Consider the following 19,779-nt stretch of genomic DNA (forward strand, 5'->3'; position numbering starts at 1 on the left):
CAGGTATTGTAGTTCTTACAAGAATTTGAAATGCGAAAATAGCTCAGTTGGTAGAGCGCGACCTTGCCAAGGTCGAGGTCGCGGGTTCGAGCCCCGTTTTTCGCTCAATGTCCTATAATGCTCGGATGGTGAAATTGGTAGACACGCTGGACTTAAAATCCAGTGAACAGCAATGTTCGTGCGGGTTCAAGTCCCGCTCTGAGTACTAAAGCCTCTTCTTTTGAAGAGGCTTTTTTTATTGTGTAAACTCGCACGGCGTAAAATAAATTTACGAAGTAAATTTATTTTAAAGAATCTAAGAATCTAAGAATCTAAGAATCTAAGAATCTAAGAATCTAAGAATCTAAGAATCTAAGAATCTAAGAATCTAAGAATCTAAGAATCTAAGAATCTAAGAATCTAAGAATCTAAGAATCTAAGAATCTAAGAATCTAAGAATCTAAGAATCTAAGAATCTAAGAATCTAAGAATCTAAGAATCTAAGAATCTAAGAATCTAAGAATCTAAGAATCTGCCCCCGCTAGCTATCGGGGCTAAAATCAATAATCTAAAATCTAAAATAATAAATGGGTGCTTTCGTAATTAGTAAAAGGTTTAACGATGAGTATAAATTCGTATTTACTTCGAGGAAGGGTAAAGTGATATTTACGAGTTTGAGTTATGAATTGAAGTTTGAAGGCGAGGAGGATATTGAGAAGTTTAAAGCAAATATAGATCAGGCCAGGTTTTTGAAGTTTAAAGGCTCTGGAGGGAAGTATTTTTTTAAGTTGATGTTGGGTGAGGTTCATTTTGCTACAAGTCGAAAGTACACAACAGAATTGCTTTTGCAGAAAGGAATAAAGGAAATTGTAAATTATGCTGCAAAATCAGAAGTTTTGGACTTCTCGTCGAGTGAATCGATTTTTGAAGATGAAGAAGTTGAAGAGGAGGTTGAGGAATAAAAAAAAGCGTTCGCAATTGCGGACGCTTTTTTTATGGTAATGATTAATTTTAAATTAATCACAAAAAAAAACCATCTCAAGGATGGTTTTAAAATTTTTAGAACTTAGGTTCTAATTATTTTTTTACTTCTTCTACTTTAGCAGCAGCAGAATCAACTTTAGCAGCAGCAGAATCAACAGTTGCAGCAGCAGAATCAACTACAGCAGCAGCAGAATCAACAGCAACAGCAGTAGAATCTACAGACTCAGTAGCTGCAGCATCAGCTTTTTTACAAGAAACAACAGTTAAAACAGCAACAACAGCTAAACTTAAAAATACTTTTTTCATCTTACTTTATTATAAAAGGTTAATTATTAATTCGTGGCAAAGATATAAATTTTTTAATATGTAAAATATTTTTTTATTTTTTTTTTAAAATATTTTCATTGCTCACGATTATCTTAGTTATCAAATAATATGCCACAATGCTAAAATTATGTTATATTGTTGTATTTTTCGAATAAATTATTTTTTGTTGAATATTCAATAAGAGAATTGGCTGTTTCTATTCTCTTCCTTGCAGTTTATTTTGTTTTTGATTCATTATTTGATAAGTTCAAAAAGCGAAAAAGAGCTCATTTAAGCTCTTTTATAAATAATAACGACAGTAAATACTATATTGTTTGAATAAATCGCTTAAGAAACGATATTCATAATGGTATTTGTTGCTCCTGTATTGTCCTGAATATAGGATCTGCAAATGCGGCTTTTTTCTTCAAGAAAATTTTGATCATTAAGCAAACGATCCAGACTTTCTTTTAATTCATTATTGTTAGAAATTACAATACATCCCTCAAGTGCAACTAATTGAACTGCTTCTGCAAAATTAGAGTAATTAGGTCCAATTACAATTGGCATTCCAAATGTAGCAGGTTCTAGAATATTATGAATTCCCGGATTGCCAAAACCTCCTCCTACATAAGCTATCGTTCCGTAGCTGTAGATTTTAGTTAGTAATCCTATTGTATCGATAATAAAGACATTGAATTTTGATAAATCTTGATGCTCTTTTTCTGAAAATAATACAGTCGATTTTGTAATTTGACTTTTTAAACTCGCTATTTGATCTGCTTTGATGTTGTGCGGAGCAATAATAAATTTTACATGATCCGGTGCCTGATTAATATATTCGGCTAATAAAGCTTCATCTTTTGGCCACGAGCTTCCTATTACTATAGTAGGTGCATTATTTTTGAAATTTTCAATATAATCAAGTGTATTGTCTCTTTCTAAAATAGCATTTACGCGATCAAAACGTGTGTCGCCGGAAACAATTACGTTGTGAAAACCAATCGCTTCAATTTTTTGTTTCGAACTTTCATTCTGAACAAAAAAGTAAGTGAATGCTTTTAATGCTTTTCGGTAAAAACCGCCATACCATTTAAAAAACATCTGATTGTCTCTGAAAATCCCGGAAATTAAATAGGTCGGAGTTTTACTTGTTTCTAATTCTTTTAAATAATTCAGCCAGAATTCATATTTAATGAAGAATGCCAATTCAGGATGCGCTAATTTTAAAAAATTCTTCGCATTGCTTTTAGTGTCTAATGGCAAATAAACAGTAACGTCTGCAACTGTATTGTTTTTGCGTACTTCGTAGCCTGAAGGAGAGAAAAAAGTAACGATAATTTTATGGTCAGGGTATTTTTCTTTGATTTTTTCGATTACAGGTAAGCCTTGTTCGTATTCGCCAAGTGAGGCTGAGTGGAACCAAATAGTTTTATCTGAGGATTTTATTTTTTCTTCCAGAATAGAAAAAACATTTTTCCTACCGGCTACAAAAAGTTTAATTTTCGGACTAAAAGGTGCTACAATTTTCAGAAAAAACCCCGCAATAGAAATAACTAAATTATATAGAAAAAGCATCTGTTTATTTTTGTGGCTAAATTACGGTTCTTTCGATTATTTTCATTGGTTTGAAGGTATTAAATAACTATTTTTGTTCTTCCTTTTAGAGATTCTGATTACAAAACGGGTCTTTAATTTTAAAAATATATTGAAAATGAAAAAAATTCAAATGGTTGACTTAAAGAGTCAATACGAAAAAATAAAAACTACCGTTGATGCTTCGATTCAAGAAGTTTTAGATACAAATACTTATATAAATGGACCATTGGTTCATCAATTTCAAAAAAATCTTGAAGACTATTTAGGAGCAAAACACGTAATTCCGTGTGCAAATGGTACTGATGCTTTGCAAATTGCCATGATGGGATTAGATTTAAAACCAGGCGACGAGGTAATTACTGCCGATTTTACTTTTGCTGCAACTGTTGAGGTTATTGCTTTATTGCAATTAACTCCGGTTTTGGTTGATGTTGATATGCTGAATATGAACATTGATATCGACGCAATTAAAAAAGCAATCACGCCAAAAACAAAGGCAATTGTTCCGGTGCATTTATTTGGTCGCGCGGCTAATATGGATGCGATTATGGAAATTGCTGCAGAACATAATTTATATGTAATCGAAGATAATGCACAAGCAATTGGAGCCGATTATATTTCTAAATCAGGTACAAAAAGCAAAGTAGGTGTTATTGGTCACGTTGCTGCAACTTCATTCTTCCCTTCTAAAAACTTAGGTTGTTATGGAGATGGTGGAGCAATTTTTACCAATGACGATAAATTGGCGCACATCATTCGCGGAATCGTAAATCACGGAATGTACGAGCGTTACCACCATGATGTTGTGGGAGTAAATTCTCGTTTAGATAGTATTCAGGCTGGAGTTTTAAATGCAAAATTGCCGCTTTTAGATGAATATAATGCAGCACGTCGTTTAGCGGCTTCGAAATACAATGCAGCTTTCGCAGGAAATGCGCATATTATTACACCAAAGTTTGATGCAAACGAAAATGATCACGTTTTTCATCAATATGTATTGAGAATTATCGATGCAGACAGAAATGCTTTATTGCAGCATTTGCAGGATAAACAAATCCCGTGTGCAATTTATTACCCGATTCCGTTGCATTCTCAAAAAGCATATGTTGATCCTCGTTATAAAGAAGAGCAATTTCCGGTTACAAATCAATTAGTACAAGAAGTTATTGCTTTGCCAATGCATACAGAGCTTGATGATGAGCAAATTAAATTTATTACAGATGCTGTTTTAGAGTTTTTGAATAAATAATTATGAAAAGTTTTCGTCTTTTAATTTTAATGATGCTGGTTCAGTTTTCGGTTTTTGCTCAAAAGTCGAATGCTAAACAAGAAACAGCAGTTAGTAATCAGGTTGAAATTTTGCGTAAAGCAATGATTGATGCTGATGGTGTAAAATTAAAAGCATTGACTTCTGAAAATTTGAGTTACGTTCATTCGAATGGTAATTTTCAAAATCAGGCAGAATTTATAGATGGAATCGTAAGCGGAAAATCGGATTTCGTTACTATAGATTTTCAAAATCAAACCATATCGATTCAAAATGATGTAGCGATAGTGAGACACGTTCTTTCGGCGCACACTAAAGATGATGGAATTGACAGAGATATTAAAATAGGAATAATGCTTGTTTGGGTAAAGCAAAAAAATAACTGGATTTTGATTGCCAGACAAGCATACAAATTAACTACATAATAAAAACAACCACAAAATGAAAGTATTAGTAACAGGAGGATTAGGATTTATTGGTTCTCACACTGTAGTCGAATTGCAAAACGAAGGCTTTGAAGTAGTGATAATTGATAATCTTTCGAACTCTTCAGAAGAGGTTTTAAAAGGAATTACGGCTATTACAGGAAAAACGCCTTTATTCGAAAAATTAGATTTACGAGAAAAAGCGTCAGTTCAGGATTTCTTTAAAAAACATAACGATGTTACCGGAGTAATTCATTTTGCAGCTTCAAAAGCAGTGGGAGAAAGTGTTGAGCAGCCTTTATTGTATTATGAAAACAATATTGCTTCGCTGGTTTATTTGTTACAGGAATTACAGCAAAAACCTGAAGCAAGTTTTATTTTTAGTTCTTCTTGTACGGTTTACGGTCAAGCCGAAAAAATGCCAATTACAGAAGATGCTCCCGTGCAAGCAGCAATGTCTCCTTACGGAAACACAAAGCAAATAGGAGAAGAAATCATTACAGATACAGCCAAAGTAACTAATATTAGCGCAATCTTATTACGTTATTTTAATCCGGTTGGAGCGCATGCAAGTACTGAAATTGGAGAATTACCATTAGGAGTTCCTCAAAATTTAGTGCCTTTTATTACGCAAACAGGAGTAGGATTACGTAATGAATTATCAGTTTTTGGAGATGATTATCCAACGCCTGACGGAACTGCGGTTCGTGATTATATTCATGTTGTAGATTTGGCAAAAGCACACGTAATTGCGTTACAGCGTTTACTGAATAAAAAGAATTTGGCAAAAGTTGAAACTTTCAATTTAGGAACAGGAAAAGGAAGTTCTGTTCTGGAAGTCATTCATAGTTTCGAAAAAGTAAGCGATAAAAAATTACCATACGTAATTAAGCCTCGTCGTGAGGGAGATATTACTGAAGCTTACGCAAATACAGATAAGGCAAATAATGTCTTAGGATGGAAGGCTGAACTAAGTTTAGACGAAGCAATGGCAAGCGCCTGGAAATGGGAACAAAAAGTGAGGAATAAATAATTTTTGAATAAAATTATAAATTTTTTAAATCCCAGATTATAGCAATATAATTTGGGATTTTTTTTAACTGGCATTTTTATGAAACAAAATTTAGATTATAAATTAATTATTGCCCTCTCAGCTGTTGGAATTGTTTGGGGGACAACGTTTTTAGGGATTAAGGTGGCAGTTGAAACGATTCCGCCCTGGTTTGTCACTTCAATACGTCAGGGATTGGCGGGATTGGTCATGATGACGATTTTATTATTCAAAAAAGAATTAAAATGGATTGGCTGGGAAAATCTAAAACGTCAGCTTGTTCCTTCGATTTTAATGATTGTGATTGCCAATGGTTTTACTACGATTGCTGAGCAAAATATACCAAGCGGACTAGCATCGGTTATAAATGCGCTGACTCCTATTCTTATCTTTTTAGGAAGTATTATGTTTGGATTGCAGAAAATGAGTATCAGAGGATTTGTAGGTGTAATAATTGGATTTTCCGGAGTAGTTTTTATTTTTAAAGACGGACTCGGATCATTTTTAGATGCTGACTATAGAACTGGAGTAATGTTTATGGGACTTGCAATTTTAGCTTGGGCAGCAGGAACAATTTATACGAAAACGCACGTTAATAAATCGAACAACATAACACTGAATTTATTTTATCAGTTTACAATGGCGTCTTGTATTCAGCTTGTATTGGCGTCTATTTTTTCGCCAAATCCGGATTTTAATTCGTGGGGTTCAAAGAGTATTTTCGCTGCTTTGTATTTGTCAATTTTTGGTTCGGTGATTGCTTTTTTCTGTTATAATTATGCTTTAAAACATGTTACGGCGGTTCAGGTTTCGATTTTATCGTATATCAATACAATAATCGCTGTTTTTTTAGGCTGGCTGCTTTTAGATGAAGTAATTACAATTGATTTTGTTATAGCGACAGCACTTATTATTCTGGGTGTTTTTATTGTAAATTATAAAAAGAAGGAAAAGAAAGCTTTGTAAAAAGAATCACTTTGATTTAATTTGTTTTGTAAATTTGTAAGATTAAAAATGTAGGAATTATGGATTCGGATAAAGAAAATAAAAAGAATGATAAGGTTGAAGAACCTGCAGTTGAATATGAAATTCAAAAACCTAAATTTAAAGGTATAGATCCTGAAACTTTTGATTTTGATGCAGAATTCGCAAAAGGATTAACGCTAGAGGAAGCAAAAGCAGAATCTAAAAGGAGAATTAGGGAATGGTGGGGAAAATAGAAGTTATTTATACGTCCCCTGTAATTAGTTATCTTAATGATTTGGTTATAATCCTGTATAAAAAATAATACTTTGGTTTTATAGAATCTGCAGATGAATATGTTGATGATATTTACGATGCCATTCCAGAAAGAATTAAAAAATCTCCTCATAAGAAAACTCCAAAACCTCTTCAATATTTAGGCTCCAATTATATTTTTTATAAAACTAATAGTAGAACGACTTGGTATATCTTCTTTGAAAAAAGAGATCAAAATTATCTAATTACCGGAATTACTAATAATCATTGTATTGAATCAAATGAGTTATAAAAGCAAAATCCTCATAAACAATCTGTTCATGAGGATTTTTTATTTATATCGTCAATAACTGAAAACTGCGACTAAAAACTGAATACTAATTAAGCATTAGCAGTAACCGCTTCTTTGTCAATTTTATTAATCAAACCAGCCAATACTTTTCCTGGACCGACTTCCGTAAACAAAGTAGCACCATCAGCGATCATTTGTTGCACAGATTGAGTCCATTTTACAGGAGCAGTCAATTGAATAATTAAGTTCTTTTTGATTTCGTTGGCATCAGAAACCGCATTTGCAGTTACGTTTTGATAAACCGGGCAAATAGGAGTAGAGAATGTAGTTGCTTCAATTGCAGCAGCCAATTCTTCTCTTGCAGGCTCCATCATTGGTGAGTGAAAAGCTCCTCCAACAGGTAAAATCAAAGCACGTTTTGCTCCGGCAGCTTTCATAGCTTCACAAGCTTTTTCAACAGCAGTAGTTTCTCCTGAAATTACCAATTGTCCAGGACAGTTGTAGTTTGCAGCAACCACGATTCCGTCGATAGAAGCACAAACTTCTTCAACGATATTATCCGCTAAGCCTAAAACGGCAGCCATTGTAGATGGAGTAATTTCGCAAGCCTTTTGCATAGCAAGAGCACGTTGAGAAACTAATTTAAGACCATCTTCAAAAGATAAAGTTCCGTTAGCAACCAATGCAGAGAATTCTCCTAAAGAATGTCCTGCAACCATTTCTGGTTTAAAATCTTCGCCTAAAGTTTTGGCTAAAATAACCGAGTGTAAAAATACAGCTGGTTGAGTTACTTTGGTTTCTTTTAGTTCTTCGGCAGTACCTTCGAACATAATATCTGTAATTCTAAAACCTAGAATTTCATTAGCTTTTTCGAATAATTCTTTGGCTAAAGCCGATGATTCATATAAGTCTTTGCCCATTCCTGTAAACTGTGCGCCCTGACCCGGAAATACGTATGCTTTCATTTGTCTAATTTAAGATTGAATTTTTTTGAATTGAAAATTAGTTTCAATTGAAAGGCAAAAATAACACTTTTTTACTTCGTATAATCCTTAAACATATAAATCCACGCTAATCTTGAAAATCTAAGATTAAAAGATGTGAGTAAAGTAATCACAACCGCAATAATGGGAATAATTCTTAAATCGAAATTTTTCTCAAAGAAAAACTGAGCAATACAATAGGTCGCAATTCCCTGAGCAACTGTTAATCCGTAGTTTACGTACATAGCACCAAAGAAATAACCAGGCTCTTTCTGGAACTTGTAATTGCAATGACTGCAGTATTCATTCATTTTTGGTAAACCAAAATTCAGAAAAATATTTTTGTCTTTAAAAACTTTTCCTTTATGACAAATAGGACATTCGTTGCTTAAAATATGAGTTAATGCACTTGACATGATCTTGTTGTTTTTTATTTATACAAAGGTAATTCAGAGTAGTATTAAAGTCTTTTTTATATCTTCGCTACTTATAGCACAATAAGGACATTTTTTTGAAAAAAATTCCAAATTCCAAAATCTGAAATCTCAAATAACAAATCCAAAAATCTAAAATCTGCAATCTAAAATTTAATCGCATATGAAAAGATATCCCGTTTATAGTGTTCAGAATTTCAGTTGCAACGATATTCACCGTGATTTTTATGTAAATACATTCAAAGAACATTTAAAAAGTCACAGTTTTGTCGAAGAACCACACCGACATGATTCCTATTTAATGGTATTTTTCACGAAAGGTTCAGGGCAGCACGAAGTCGATTTTGATCAATTCGCAATAAAAAGAGGAAGTTTGTTCGTTTTACAGCCCGGACAAATGCATCATTGGAGTTTGTCTGAAGATATTGAAGGCTTTGTGATCATCTTTTCGCAGGAATTGTATAATCTCTATTTCGGACAAAAAAATATTAATGAGTATAATTTTTACCATTCGATTCATAACCGGCCTGAAATGGTTTTCGACGAAAAAGAAATCCCAAAAATTCAGCCTTATTTTGATTTGCTAATTCAGGAAAACAATCAGGAAAATCGCTATCAACTCGATAAAATGCTTAATTTACTAGATTGCATTCATATCGAAATTGCCCGCAAATACAATGAGACCTATTCGCATCAAACGCATTCCTATAATATTAAAATCGATAAGTTCGAAATGCTTTTGGAGCAATATTTCAGACAAGAAAAATTGCCTTCTTTTTATGCCGAAAAACTAAATATAACTTTGAAGCATTTAAACAGAATCTGCAACGAAATTCTTCAAAAAACAGCCACCGAAGTCATTACAGATCGTGTCGTTTTAGAAATAAAAAGAATGCTGATCGACAAACAATTAGCCGTAAACGAAGTAGCGTTCAAAGTAGGCTACGAAGATTACTCCTATTTCTCCCGATTCTTCAAAAAACAAACCGGAATGTCACCAACAGAATTCCGAAATACTGTACGATAGTTTTGCCACGAATTACAATAATTTGCACTAATTTTTTTCTCAAATTCTGAAATAGTTTTAGCCACAGATTAAGAGATTTTCACTGATTATTATTCGCGTACTAGAAAAAAAAATCTTTTTTTAATCTTTTAATCTGTGGCAAAAAAAAAATAATAATTCGTGCAAATTATTGTAATTCGTAGCAAACCAAAAAAAAGCCAGCACTTCCTAAAAAAGTGCTGGCTTTTAACCAATCAAATTAAATCTATTCTAAAAGAATTAAGCTTGTTTTACAAATTGTAATTCAATGTTTAAACGAACTTCCTCTCCAACTAAAACACCCCCTGTTTCAAGAGCAGAGTTCCAGTTTAAGCCCCAGTCTTTACGATTGATTTTTCCTTCTATACTTAAACCTACTTTTGTATTTCCCCAAGGATCAGTTAAGATTCCGCTATATTCTACAGGAAATTTAACTTCTTTTGAAATACCTTTGATTGTTAAATCTCCAGTTAATTCATAATCTCCAGCATCAATTTTTTTGAAAGATGAAGCCTTGAAAGTTAATTTCGGATTGTTTTCAACATCAAAAAAATCTGCACTTCTTAAGTGACCGTCTCTGTCTGCATTTGCAGTGTCGATAGAAGCGATATCACCAGAAAATTCGATTGCAGCATTTTCGAAGTTCTCTCCGTCTGAAGTAATTGTTGCGTCGTAAGTTCCAAATTTACCTGAAACATTTGTAAACATCATGTGTTTAACTTTAAAACCAATTTCTGAATGTGTTGGGTCAATTGACCATTTTGTAGTTGCCATAATTTTTATTTTTAAATAATTAATTTCATTTTGATAGGGCAAAGTTACGTCCGTAGTACTCGAAACACACTTAATCTAGATTAAGAAATGAAAAATCTGATATTTTTTTGATTATCAGATTTTACAATTGTATTATAAAGTGAAGTGAAGATTTTTTTTGCCACAGATTAAAAGATTTTCACGGATTATATATTCTGGAAAAGCAGAGAAAAAATCCTTTTTAATCTATGTAATCTGTGGCAAACTAAAGAAACAAATCTGTTGCTTAGTTTAGCTTTTATTGTTGATATAATAAGTCAAAGCTCCCGAAGGACATTTATGAATCGTTTGTATAATTTTTTCAGAAGTCGAAGCCTCAGGTAAAATCCAGGGTTTTTCTTTTGGATGAAAAACATCCGGATTATTTTTTACACAGTTAGCAGAATGTATGCATTTTCCGGATTGCCAAACAATGGTTACTTCTCCGTTTGTATATTCTTTGGTTAAGTTATCTGGATTCATGATCGAAAGTTTTTAAATGGTTAGTTTTGAGTAGAATAAAACCAAATTTTATCTAATAAAAATACGTTTTCTTTTTTAGTTCTGATAAAAATTGGGCAAAAAAGAAACGATAATAAGCTGAATATCAACTTATATATCGTTTCAAGAAAAAAAATATTAATTGTAATCTATGAATTAATAATTCATCGGAATGTCCATCAATAAAAACTCAGCATCTGTATTGGCTTTAATGTTTAAAGTATCAGTTCCTGAAATTCCAACCGCATCACGAGTGTTTAATTCCTGACCGTTGATCGTTACATTTCCTTTTAAGACGAAAGCGTAAACCCCGTTTCCTTCTTTTTTAATTTTATATTCAGTAGACACACCTGAGTCAAAATTACCCATATTAAACCAGGCATCCTGATGAATCCAAACACCTTCATCGTCTGCATTAGGAGACAAAACTTGCGCTAATTTATTATGTCTGTCAGCAACATCTAAAGTAATTTGTTGGTAACGAGGATCTACATTTCTTTTATTCGGGAACAACCAGATTTGTAAAAGCTTAGTTTGCTGATCAGCATTTGGGTTAAATTCACTGTGTTGAACACCAGTTCCTGCACTCATCACCTGAATATCACCATGTTTAATGATCTCAGTATTCCCCATACTATCTTTATGCGCTAAATCTCCTTCAAGCGGAATCGTAATGATTTCCATATTATCATGAGGATGCGTTCCAAAACCCATTCCGCCCGCAATTGTATCATCGTTTAAAACTCGAAGCGCTCCAAACTGAATTCTTTCAGGATTGTACCAGCTCGCAAAACTAAAGCTGTGATAAGCGTTCAACCATCCGTGATTTGCGTTTCCTCTTGTTTCTGCTTTGTGCAATACTATATTTTCCATGATCTTATTTGTTTTGTTATTTTATAGTACAAAGATACCATCAAGGTCAATGAAACGCACTTAACCTAGATTAAGAAAAGATTTTTATGAGATTCTGAGGGGCTAAGATGCTAAGATTCTAAGTTTTTTCAGGAGCAGAGGTTTTGGTTTTTAAAAAACGTTGCGTCCCGCTATCCATTTCAATCTTTTGTGCCGAACACCGGCACAAAAGGATTTCCACTTCTATCGGGGCTAGATTAGAAGTTTCATTTTCAGAAGAAATGCAATTTGCATAAAAGTTCCAGAGGAATGAATTATAATGTAGGGATGGATTTAAATCCATTCTACGAAATCATAATCGACAAAGATTGACGATTATTAGATCGGAGTTTCTAGTGCGATATCTCCTTCGTCGAGATCACAAGATTGTGGTTGATTTCAAAAAGAACAATAAAACTTCGCGACTTTGCGAGATTATTAAAAACTTAATTATTTAATCTTAATCAATATCCCTTTTCCAACAACTTCGTCAAGATAGTTCGAAGCAGAACTTTGCTTATCATGCATGTAAAACGGAATAGTGTCTTTTTTAATTTGGTCTTTTGGGATACTTATAATTAAGTCAGTATTGATGAAATTGTCCAATAGTATTACGTTGCCATACAAAATTTTTCCTTTTGGCAGGTACTTATTATCAAAAGCAAAAACGCTATCATTAAAAGTGATTTTGTCTTTTTGAAAGTAGGAATTGTTGTCTTCGATTAAATAATTATAACGACCAGTAAGCTTTTCCGTTTTCTGGTCTAAATTAATAGAAAGTAATGTTAGTATTAAAGTAAAATATTTCATGGCGCTTAACTATATTGACTTATAAACTGCTGTACAACTGCATCGGTATTCTCATGGCGTTTTTTTCTTTCTAAAACAATTGGCGGTGCAGCTCTTTCGAGACAATCCTGAACGGCACAAGTTTCGCAAGTAACGCCCACAATTCGTTTTACCAAAGGTTTGCCTTCAATAAATTTGAATTTCTTTTTCATTGCCGGAGTAATTAAAATTCCCACAGAAATACTTCGGATGTAATTTTCAGAAAAAGGATCTTTTGTGGCCGAAGAGAAAACCAAATATTCATTTCCGCTATTGGCGTAGCTCGATATTTGAGCATCAAAAAAGTGAGATTTATTTTGTTTGATCGCTTCATCAATTGTTTTAACCGAAACCCATCTTCTGCAATAATGTTCGTTGGTTTCATTCGCGTGCGGTTCCTGCTGATGCGTAATATGTAATTCTTTATTAATTTGATAAACATCAGAGCCAACCCTATGCGATAATCTTAAAAAGAACAAGTTTTTCAGCTGAAAATCTTTCGGTAATAAATTGGTTAAACGTTGGTAAAATGATTCCGGCGAAACTTCAAAGCTTTCTATTAATGCTACAAAAGCTTCCGGTTTCGGATTTTCATTTTCCAGGAAAGAATTGATTTTATCTACAATTAATTTTCTCGGCAATAATAAAGCACCGGCAAAATAAGAAGCGTAAAAATTGTGTAAAACCTGATCGAAATTTTCAAACTTAATCCAACTGAAAGTCAGTAGTCGATCTGAAATGTTTAGGTAATTATAGGCAATTTCTTTGGCTAAAATAAAAGCTTTTTGCGGTGCATCAAGTTCTGTAGAAAGCAATAAAGTTTTGCTTTTAGGAACATAAATCGAACGCAAATCACCCAAAGCTTCCTGATCTGTAAAAACAATTTCTTTTATAGTGTATTCGTATTCTTCTTTTAGAATAGCCTGCAATTCTTCAATGCTAATTTTAGAATCTAGATTAATCTGAAACGACTTCGAAAACGCAATTACTTTTTCTTCAAGATCTTCAAAATAATTACTGTGCGCTTCCTGATAGGAACGCAAAGCAGCCAGAAAGAAACTTTCGCGGCTTAGATTATAATGTTGCGCAATTTCGATAATCGTACTAATAAACGCATTGACTTTTGCCGGAGCATTCGCAATAATGTCAATTAAATCAGCTTCCTGAATTCCAAAAAGCTCCAGCGGAATCTCTTTTAAAATTCCTGACTTTAAAATTTCTCCAATCGGAGCAAGGTTATTATCGAGTTTTAACGATACTAATTGATCATAAGGAATGTCTAAATGCGTACAAAGCAGTAAAATTTTATCTGTTTTTGGATATTTTTTTCCCTTTTCAATCTCATTTAAGTATGATTTTGAAAGATTTGTGAGTTTGGCTAAGCCAAAAAGTGAAAGATTTTTTTGGGTGCGAACTTGCTTGAGTTTTAGCCCAAAGATCAGCTTTATATAGTCTTTTTCGATATCCATAAATCAAATATAATCAATTCAAAAATAATCGCCAAAAAAATATTTTTAATATTTAGCGAACGTTCGCTTGTTTTGTAAAAAACTTTTTTCTAATATTGTGGTGTAGAAATTATTAGATATCAAGTAGTTGTGTTTTTTAAATTTAAAAAAGATATAAGCTATTCGATTCTTACTAATGAAAATAAAATCCACAGCTATGAAAAACCAATTAGAAATTACCGAGACGGCAATGGAATTTTTAGCCGAAAAGAAGCTTTCTTATCCAAAGATCTGGACAGAAGAAGCAATTGTTTTTATCACCGATTTGCATCGAAAATTCGAATCGCAACGAAAACTGTTATTGTTACAACGCGAACAAAAACAAACTGCTTTTGATCAGGGCGTCATGCCGGTTTTTACTCCGGAAACAAAAAGTGTCAGAGAAGGTAATTGGACAGCTGGAGAAATCCCAAAAGATTTACTGGACAGAAGAGTAGAAATCACCGGGCCTGTTGATCGTAAAATGATTATCAATGCTTTAAATTCTGGTGCCAAAACTTTTATGGCCGATTTTGAAGATAGTACTTCGCCAACCTGGCAAAATTTGATGGACGGGCAAATGAATTTAATCGATGCGGTTAACAAAACAATTACCTATACCGATTTGGCGAAACAAAAGTCCTATCATTTAAATGAGAAAACGGCAACGCTAATTGTACGTCCGAGAGGTTTGCATTTGCCTGAAAAACATGTTTTGATAGAAGGAAATGAAGTTTCCGGTTCTTTGGTAGATTTTGGTTTGTATGTTTTTCACAATCATAAACGACTTTTAGAAAACAATTCAGGGCCGTATTTCTATATTCCGAAATTAGAACATTATCTCGAAGCACGTTGGTGGAATACTGTAATTGATTTTACCGAAGATTATCTAAAACTGAAAAGAGGCACAATAAAAGTGACGGTTTTAATCGAGACTATTACTGCTAGTTTTCAGCTGGATGAAATCATTTACGAACTAAAAGAACATATCGTTGGCTTGAATTGCGGACGTTGGGATTATATTTTCTCCTACATCAAAAAGTTTAGAAAAAATCCAAAATTCATTGTTCCCGATCGTGATCAGGTAAATATGACTTCGCCTTTTATGAATGCCTATTCGAATTTGGTAATTCAAAGATGTCATAAAAGAGGTATTCATGCGATTGGCGGAATGGCAGCTCAAATTCCGATTCGAAATAATGAAGAAGCCAATGCTGTTGCTTTTGCAAAAGTAAAAACTGATAAAGAAAGAGAAGTGAAAAATGGTCACGACGGAACCTGGGTAGCACATCCGGATTTGGTTGCCATTGCAAAAGAAATTTTTGATAAAGGAATGCCAACTCCAAATCAGATTCATATAAAAAGAGAACATCGAAAAATTACAGAGGCAGATCTAATTGAACCACCAATTGGAATCATCACTGAAAATGGTGTTCGAAAAAATATAAACGTTGGAGTTTTATATCTGGCTTCATGGCTTAACGGACAAGGCGCCGCAGCATTACATAATTTGATGGAAGATGCGGCAACGGCTGAAATTTCGAGATCGCAATTGTGGCAATGGCTTCAAAACAAAGTGCTTTTAGATAATGGGCGAAAATTAGATTTGTCTTATTATCATGAATTGGCCTTAGACGAATTTAAAAAAATCAAAGACGAATTAGGCGAGGAAAATCACGAAAAACGTCAATTTCCTTTGGCTGAAAAAGTCTTAGAAAGATTGGTTGTAAATCCAGATTTTGTTGATTTCTTAACGATTCCGTGCTACAAATATTTATAAAGAATTAAAAATTGAGAATTAAAAATTAAAAATATTTTTTGCGCATAGTTTTAGTAAATAACACCGCTTTTTAATTTTTAATTCTCAATTTTTAATTGAATGAAATGCTTTTACTAACCACTTTAACTAAACTATTTATGAAAACAACAGAAGACAGAATTCAGGAATTGATTAACGATTGGATTACGAACCCAAGATGGAAAGGTGTTGAACGTCCTTATACCGCTACAGAAGTAGTGACGCTTCAGGGATCGTATCAAATTGAGCATTCTATTGCCAAAATGGGAGCGCAAAAATTATGGAGAAAGTTAAAAAGTCAGGATTATGTTGCTGGTTTGGGCGCGTTGACAGGAAATCAGGCGATTCAGGAAGTCGATGCGGGTTTAGAAGCGATTTATTTGAGTGGATGGCAAGTTGCCGCTGATGCAAATTTGGCGGGAGAAATGTATCCTGACCAATCGCTTTATCCGGTAAACAGTGTGCCTATGGTGGTAAAGAAAATAAATAATGCTTTGTTACGTGCTGATCAGATTCAGACTGTAAATGGAGTTGAAGATAAAAAAGATTACTTAGTTCCGATTGTGGCGGATGCCGAAGCTGGTTTTGGCGGAAACTTAAATGCTTTCGAATTAATGAAATCAATGATTGAAGCGGGGGCTTCAGGAGTTCATTTTGAAGATCAGTTAAGTTCCGCCAAAAAATGCGGACATTTAGGAGGGAAAGTTTTGGTTCCAACGCAAGAAGCAATTAATAAATTGATTGCAGCTCGTTTGGCGTCAGACGTTATGGGAGTTTCAACACTTATTGTGGCAAGAACAGATGCGGATGCGGCTAATTTATTGACCAGTGATGCAGACCCAAGAGATGCTAAATTTATAACTGGCGAAAAAACAAATGAAGGTTTCTTCTATGTAAATAGCGGAATCGATCAGGGAATCGCTAGAGGCTTAAGCTATGCGCCTTACGCAGATTTAATTTGGATGGAAACCAGTAATCCGGATTTGGTTTATGCTAAAAAGTTTGCTGATGCCATGAAAAAAGAATTTCCGGATAAAATGTTGGCATACAATTGTTCACCATCGTTCAACTGGGCGGCAAAATTATCAGTTGCTGAAATGGAAACATTCAGAGAAGATTTGGCTGCGATGGGATATATATTCCAGTTCATTACTTTGGCAGGATTCCATGCTTTGAATACGAGTATGTTCGAATTGTCTAAAGCGTATAAAGAACGCGGAATGGCAGGATATTCTGAATTGCAGGAAAGAGAATTCGCTTTGCAGAATAGCGGATTCAGAGCGGTAAAACATCAGGCGTTCGTAGGAACTTCTTATTTCGATGCCGTTCAGAATACGGTGATGATAGGGAAATCAACTATAACGGCGATGGAACATTCTACGGAGGTTGAGCAATTTTAATTCAAAAGAAAAACCAGTTCATTGAACTGGTTTTTTGTTTTTTGCCACAGATTAAAGGGATTAAAAGGATTTTTTTTGCCACGAATTTCACGAATTGACACAAATTGGTTAGCGCAAAAATTGAATTAAAATTCGTGTGAATTCGTGAAATTCGTGGCAACATTTTTTTAATCCCTTTAATCTGTGAAATCTGTGGCAAAAAAATCTATTTCTTCAAAAGCCTAGCTTTCATTTTGCTGAAAAATTCAGGTGTAACACCAATAAATGAAGCGATTTGTTTTTGAGGAACTTTGTGAACTAAAGTCCCGTATTTTTTACAGAATTTATCGAAACGTTCTTCGGCCGGTAAACTTAAATTGTCCATTAATCGCTGTTGATTGGCAACTAATGAATTCTCTATTAATATCCTGAAAAAGCGTTCTAATTTTGGAATCTCGTGAAATAATTGTTCCTGGTTTTCTTTAGACAAAGAAATTAATTCTGCGTCTTCTAAAACTTCTATAAAAAGCTGTCCTGGTTTTTGTGAAAAATAGCTGTACATATCGCTGATCCACCAGCCTTGACAGGCAAATGACAGAACATGTTCTACGATATTATCGTTGATATTGAAGCTTCTTAAAATTCCGGAATTGACAAAGTAAGAATGTTTACAAACTTCTCCGGCGCTTAGTAAAATGGTTTTAGCTTTATAAGTATGCTTTTCGGTTTTTGATAAAAAAAGAGATTGTTCTTCTGGTGTTAACGAAACGTGTTTGGCAATATTTTCAAGAATTAACTCCATTATTGTTCTTTTATCAAAGTGAATGAAGTGGCTTTAAAACGGTTGTTTACTACTTTTCCGGTTACAGAAGCTTTACGGATTTTATTGCAAAAGCCATCCTCAGCATGAGCGTCGCCATGTTCATCGATTGTGGTTCCGTCAACAAAGTAAGGTTTCCCGTCAATGCGAACGGCTAAATCACAACTTTTGCCTTTCATTCCAAATTGACATTCGCCACAAGCAGTTTCTACGATTTGAGGTTTTTCGGTTGTTTTTTTATCCTGAGCCTGAGTTGCGATTCCAACAAATAGGAAGAATATAAATAATGCTTTTTTCATTTTTAAGAGTTTACGGTTATTAATTTTGAAGTTGCTTTGGCGCGTTCTACGATTTCTTCTATTGGAGTGGCTAATGAATCATGACTTAATACAACTCCCATTCGGCGATAAGGTCTTGAAGTTGGTTTTCCGAAGATTCTGAAATCGGTTTTTGGTAATGCTGCTACTTTTTCGATTCCGGTAAAAGTAGGGTTTGTAGAATTTTCTGATGCTAAAATTACGGCACTTGCTCCGGCTTTTTCAAGAGTAATTTCGAAAATAGGAAGACTTAAAATAGCACGTAAATGCAATTCGAATTCATTAAAATTCTGTGTTCCGGCCAAAGTTACCATTCCGGTATCATGTGGACGCGGAGAAAGTTCTGAGAAATAAACGCCGTCATTGGTTAGGAAAAATTCAACTCCAAAAAGTCCAGCTCCTCCAAGCGCTTCAGTAATTTTTTCGGCCATATCCTGAGCTTCGTACAAATCTTTTTCTGAAACTAAAGCGGGTTGCCAGCTTTCCTGATAATCACCACGTTCTTGTCTATGACCAATTGGTGCGCAAAACAAGGTTGGATTATTATTTTGAGTAATCGTTAAAAGTGTGATTTCCGAATTGAAATCGACAAAAGCTTCTACAATAACTTCGATAACATCGCCACGAGAACCTGCAACAGCATATTGCCATGCTTTCTCGATATCACTTTCGGTTTTTATAGTCGATTGTCCTTTTCCGGATGAAGACATTAAGGGTTTTACCACACACGGAATTCCAACTTCCTGAACGGCTTTTTGTAATTCTTCGGCAGAAGTTGCGTATTGATATTTGGCTGTTTTTAAACCTAATTCTTTTGAGGCTAAATCACGAATGGCTTTACGGTTCATGGTAAAGTTTGCCGCTTTCGCTGAAGGAACAACGGTGATGCCTTGTTTTTCGTAATCGTAAAAACGTTCGGTACGAATGGCTTCTATTTCTGGAACTATAAAATCTGGTTGGTGTTTGGCTACGATTCTGTCTAAAGCTTCGCCGTCGAGCATATTGATAACTTCAAAACCGTGTGCAACTTGCATTGCGGGAGCATTTTCGTAACTATCAACAGCAATTATGGTTTGTCCGATTCGTTGTGCGGCAATGACAAATTCTTTGCCTAATTCGCCTGAACCAAGGAGTAGTATTTTCATTTTGGAGTGTTGTATGGTTTGAGTAGTAAAAGTACAGAAAAAGCTTTTTTTAACCGCAAAGTTCGCAAAGATTTACGCAAAGAGCGATAAGTTTTTGTTTTTAAGATAAAATAAGGTTTGCAAAGGTTTCTCGCAGATTTTGCAGATCGAGCAGATTTATTTTTTCTACGAGATTTTAATTTTTAAATAAAGTAACCGTATAGTTTGTCATTTCGAG

Annotated in this window: 21 protein-coding genes and 2 tRNA genes; 11 read left to right on the forward strand and 12 right to left on the reverse strand. The window is 34.1% G+C overall.

All coding sequences use genetic code 11. From position 1 onward, the window contains the following. Positions 1 to 32: 32 nt before the first annotated feature. From L0669_RS08930 to L0669_RS08940, 3 genes are all read left to right on the forward strand, one after another. Positions 33 to 105: transfer RNA gene (locus tag L0669_RS08930), tRNA-Gly, on the forward strand. A gap of 14 nt (positions 106 to 119) precedes the next feature. After that, positions 120 to 205 (forward strand) — tRNA-Leu (locus L0669_RS08935). 361 nt (positions 206 to 566) lie between these two features. Then, the gene (locus tag L0669_RS08940) at positions 567 to 941 is read left to right on the forward strand and encodes a DUF1508 domain-containing protein (RefSeq protein WP_173973298.1); all 375 of its coding nucleotides are present in this window, start codon (positions 567 to 569) and stop codon (positions 939 to 941) included. A gap of 115 nt (positions 942 to 1,056) precedes the next feature. Here the strand turns inward: L0669_RS08940 and L0669_RS08945 are convergent, their stop codons facing one another. Both L0669_RS08945 and L0669_RS08950 read right to left on the reverse strand, forming a co-directional pair. Then, entirely contained in the window at positions 1,057 to 1,269 is a 213-nt protein-coding gene (locus L0669_RS08945; protein WP_055095081.1) for a PG1828 family lipoprotein, read from the reverse strand. Between the two features lie 348 nt (positions 1,270 to 1,617). Next, positions 1,618 to 2,847: a 3-deoxy-D-manno-octulosonic acid transferase gene (locus L0669_RS08950; protein ID WP_263762871.1), complete on the reverse strand. Its 1,230-nt coding sequence runs from the start codon at positions 2,845 to 2,847 to the stop codon at positions 1,618 to 1,620. Between the two features lie 136 nt (positions 2,848 to 2,983). Here L0669_RS08950 and L0669_RS08955 point away from each other — a divergent pair, with 136 nt between their 5' ends. From L0669_RS08955 to L0669_RS08975, 5 genes are all read left to right on the forward strand, one after another. Then, entirely contained in the window at positions 2,984 to 4,117 is a 1,134-nt protein-coding gene (locus tag L0669_RS08955) for a DegT/DnrJ/EryC1/StrS family aminotransferase (RefSeq protein WP_263762873.1), read from the forward strand. Between the two features lie 2 nt (positions 4,118 to 4,119). After that, on the forward strand, positions 4,120 to 4,560 hold the full coding sequence (locus L0669_RS08960) for a nuclear transport factor 2 family protein (RefSeq protein WP_263762875.1): 441 nt from the start codon (positions 4,120 to 4,122) through the stop codon (positions 4,558 to 4,560). Between the two features lie 16 nt (positions 4,561 to 4,576). Next, the gene (galE, locus tag L0669_RS08965) at positions 4,577 to 5,593 is read left to right on the forward strand and encodes a UDP-glucose 4-epimerase GalE (RefSeq protein ID WP_173969832.1); all 1,017 of its coding nucleotides are present in this window, start codon (positions 4,577 to 4,579) and stop codon (positions 5,591 to 5,593) included. A 78-nt stretch (positions 5,594 to 5,671) separates the two neighbouring features. After that, positions 5,672 to 6,577 (forward strand): DMT family transporter, encoded by a 906-nt coding sequence (locus L0669_RS08970; protein ID WP_263762879.1) that lies wholly within the window; start codon positions 5,672 to 5,674, stop codon positions 6,575 to 6,577. Between the two features lie 59 nt (positions 6,578 to 6,636). Further along, positions 6,637 to 6,831, forward strand: a complete 195-nt coding sequence (locus L0669_RS08975; protein ID WP_263762882.1) for a hypothetical protein — start codon at positions 6,637 to 6,639, stop codon at positions 6,829 to 6,831. Between the two features lie 400 nt (positions 6,832 to 7,231). On the opposite strand, the gene fabD is transcribed toward L0669_RS08975, so the two are convergent. Further along, complete coding sequence (gene fabD, locus L0669_RS08980) at positions 7,232 to 8,107, reverse strand: ACP S-malonyltransferase (protein WP_056190824.1); 876 nt, start codon at positions 8,105 to 8,107, stop codon at positions 7,232 to 7,234. 71 nt (positions 8,108 to 8,178) lie between these two features. Beyond that, entirely contained in the window at positions 8,179 to 8,541 is a 363-nt protein-coding gene (locus L0669_RS08985) for a DUF983 domain-containing protein (RefSeq protein ID WP_041517577.1), read from the reverse strand. Between the two features lie 181 nt (positions 8,542 to 8,722). Between L0669_RS08985 and L0669_RS08990 the strand changes: the two genes are divergently transcribed. Next, positions 8,723 to 9,586: a helix-turn-helix transcriptional regulator gene (locus tag L0669_RS08990; protein ID WP_263762885.1), complete on the forward strand. Its 864-nt coding sequence runs from the start codon at positions 8,723 to 8,725 to the stop codon at positions 9,584 to 9,586. 258 nt (positions 9,587 to 9,844) lie between these two features. Here the strand turns inward: L0669_RS08990 and L0669_RS08995 are convergent, their stop codons facing one another. The 5 genes from L0669_RS08995 to L0669_RS09015 all read right to left on the reverse strand — a co-directional run bounded on the left by L0669_RS08995 (position 9,845) and on the right by L0669_RS09015 (position 14,085). Next, entirely contained in the window at positions 9,845 to 10,378 is a 534-nt protein-coding gene (locus L0669_RS08995; protein WP_263762887.1) for a YceI family protein, read from the reverse strand. Between the two features lie 270 nt (positions 10,379 to 10,648). After that, the gene (locus tag L0669_RS09000; protein WP_263762890.1) at positions 10,649 to 10,879 is read right to left on the reverse strand and encodes a (4Fe-4S)-binding protein; all 231 of its coding nucleotides are present in this window, start codon (positions 10,877 to 10,879) and stop codon (positions 10,649 to 10,651) included. Positions 10,880 to 11,053: 174 nt separating this feature from the next. Beyond that, positions 11,054 to 11,770, reverse strand: a complete 717-nt coding sequence (locus L0669_RS09005; protein ID WP_263762893.1) for a pirin family protein — start codon at positions 11,768 to 11,770, stop codon at positions 11,054 to 11,056. A 468-nt stretch (positions 11,771 to 12,238) separates the two neighbouring features. Continuing rightward, complete coding sequence (locus L0669_RS09010; protein ID WP_263762896.1) at positions 12,239 to 12,598, reverse strand: hypothetical protein; 360 nt, start codon at positions 12,596 to 12,598, stop codon at positions 12,239 to 12,241. A gap of 5 nt (positions 12,599 to 12,603) precedes the next feature. Next, a complete protein-coding gene (locus L0669_RS09015) occupies positions 12,604 to 14,085 on the reverse strand; it encodes a helix-turn-helix domain-containing protein (RefSeq protein ID WP_083693556.1) in 1,482 nt (493 codons plus the stop codon). Positions 14,086 to 14,281: 196 nt separating this feature from the next. Between L0669_RS09015 and aceB the strand changes: the two genes are divergently transcribed. Continuing rightward, positions 14,282 to 15,883, forward strand: coding sequence for a malate synthase A (aceB, locus tag L0669_RS09020; RefSeq protein WP_263762898.1), 1,602 nt, complete (start codon positions 14,282 to 14,284; stop codon positions 15,881 to 15,883). 137 nt (positions 15,884 to 16,020) lie between these two features. Next, positions 16,021 to 17,301 (forward strand): isocitrate lyase, encoded by a 1,281-nt coding sequence (gene aceA, locus L0669_RS09025; protein WP_263762900.1) that lies wholly within the window; start codon positions 16,021 to 16,023, stop codon positions 17,299 to 17,301. Positions 17,302 to 17,506: 205 nt separating this feature from the next. Here aceA and L0669_RS09030 read toward each other — a convergent pair whose 3' ends face one another. The 3 genes from L0669_RS09030 to purT are packed head-to-tail and all read right to left on the reverse strand — an operon-like array spanning position 17,507 to position 19,562. After that, positions 17,507 to 18,082 (reverse strand): Crp/Fnr family transcriptional regulator, encoded by a 576-nt coding sequence (locus tag L0669_RS09030; RefSeq protein WP_263762903.1) that lies wholly within the window; start codon positions 18,080 to 18,082, stop codon positions 17,507 to 17,509. After that, on the reverse strand, positions 18,082 to 18,399 hold the full coding sequence (locus L0669_RS09035) for a DUF6370 family protein (protein ID WP_173969820.1): 318 nt from the start codon (positions 18,397 to 18,399) through the stop codon (positions 18,082 to 18,084). The genes L0669_RS09030 and L0669_RS09035 overlap by 1 nt, the downstream gene beginning before the upstream one ends. A 2-nt stretch (positions 18,400 to 18,401) precedes the next feature. After that, entirely contained in the window at positions 18,402 to 19,562 is a 1,161-nt protein-coding gene (gene purT / locus L0669_RS09040; protein ID WP_263762906.1) for a formate-dependent phosphoribosylglycinamide formyltransferase, read from the reverse strand. Between the last annotated feature and the right edge of the window lie 217 nt (positions 19,563 to 19,779).

Source organism: Flavobacterium bizetiae, from assembly GCF_024271895.1.
GTDB classification, from domain to species: domain Bacteria; phylum Bacteroidota; class Bacteroidia; order Flavobacteriales; family Flavobacteriaceae; genus Flavobacterium; species Flavobacterium bizetiae.

Coding starts and splice junctions, on each gene's coding strand:
- L0669_RS08940 (WP_173973298.1), top strand. CDS start 567: ATGGGTGCTTTCGTAATTAGTAAAAGGTTTAACGATGAGTATAAATTC.
- L0669_RS08945 (WP_055095081.1), bottom strand. CDS start 1,269: ATGAAAAAAGTATTTTTAAGTTTAGCTGTTGTTGCTGTTTTAACTGTT.
- L0669_RS08950 (WP_263762871.1), bottom strand. CDS start 2,847: ATGCTTTTTCTATATAATTTAGTTATTTCTATTGCGGGGTTTTTTCTG.
- L0669_RS08955 (WP_263762873.1), top strand. CDS start 2,984: ATGAAAAAAATTCAAATGGTTGACTTAAAGAGTCAATACGAAAAAATA.
- L0669_RS08960 (WP_263762875.1), top strand. CDS start 4,120: ATGAAAAGTTTTCGTCTTTTAATTTTAATGATGCTGGTTCAGTTTTCG.
- galE (WP_173969832.1), top strand. CDS start 4,577: ATGAAAGTATTAGTAACAGGAGGATTAGGATTTATTGGTTCTCACACT.
- L0669_RS08970 (WP_263762879.1), top strand. CDS start 5,672: ATGAAACAAAATTTAGATTATAAATTAATTATTGCCCTCTCAGCTGTT.
- L0669_RS08975 (WP_263762882.1), top strand. CDS start 6,637: ATGGATTCGGATAAAGAAAATAAAAAGAATGATAAGGTTGAAGAACCT.
- fabD (WP_056190824.1), bottom strand. CDS start 8,107: ATGAAAGCATACGTATTTCCGGGTCAGGGCGCACAGTTTACAGGAATG.
- L0669_RS08985 (WP_041517577.1), bottom strand. CDS start 8,541: ATGTCAAGTGCATTAACTCATATTTTAAGCAACGAATGTCCTATTTGT.
- L0669_RS08990 (WP_263762885.1), top strand. CDS start 8,723: ATGAAAAGATATCCCGTTTATAGTGTTCAGAATTTCAGTTGCAACGAT.
- L0669_RS08995 (WP_263762887.1), bottom strand. CDS start 10,378: ATGGCAACTACAAAATGGTCAATTGACCCAACACATTCAGAAATTGGT.
- L0669_RS09000 (WP_263762890.1), bottom strand. CDS start 10,879: ATGAATCCAGATAACTTAACCAAAGAATATACAAACGGAGAAGTAACC.
- L0669_RS09005 (WP_263762893.1), bottom strand. CDS start 11,770: ATGGAAAATATAGTATTGCACAAAGCAGAAACAAGAGGAAACGCAAAT.
- L0669_RS09010 (WP_263762896.1), bottom strand. CDS start 12,598: ATGAAATATTTTACTTTAATACTAACATTACTTTCTATTAATTTAGAC.
- L0669_RS09015 (WP_083693556.1), bottom strand. CDS start 14,085: ATGGATATCGAAAAAGACTATATAAAGCTGATCTTTGGGCTAAAACTC.
- aceB (WP_263762898.1), top strand. CDS start 14,282: ATGAAAAACCAATTAGAAATTACCGAGACGGCAATGGAATTTTTAGCC.
- aceA (WP_263762900.1), top strand. CDS start 16,021: ATGAAAACAACAGAAGACAGAATTCAGGAATTGATTAACGATTGGATT.
- L0669_RS09030 (WP_263762903.1), bottom strand. CDS start 18,082: ATGGAGTTAATTCTTGAAAATATTGCCAAACACGTTTCGTTAACACCA.
- L0669_RS09035 (WP_173969820.1), bottom strand. CDS start 18,399: ATGAAAAAAGCATTATTTATATTCTTCCTATTTGTTGGAATCGCAACT.
- purT (WP_263762906.1), bottom strand. CDS start 19,562: ATGAAAATACTACTCCTTGGTTCAGGCGAATTAGGCAAAGAATTTGTC.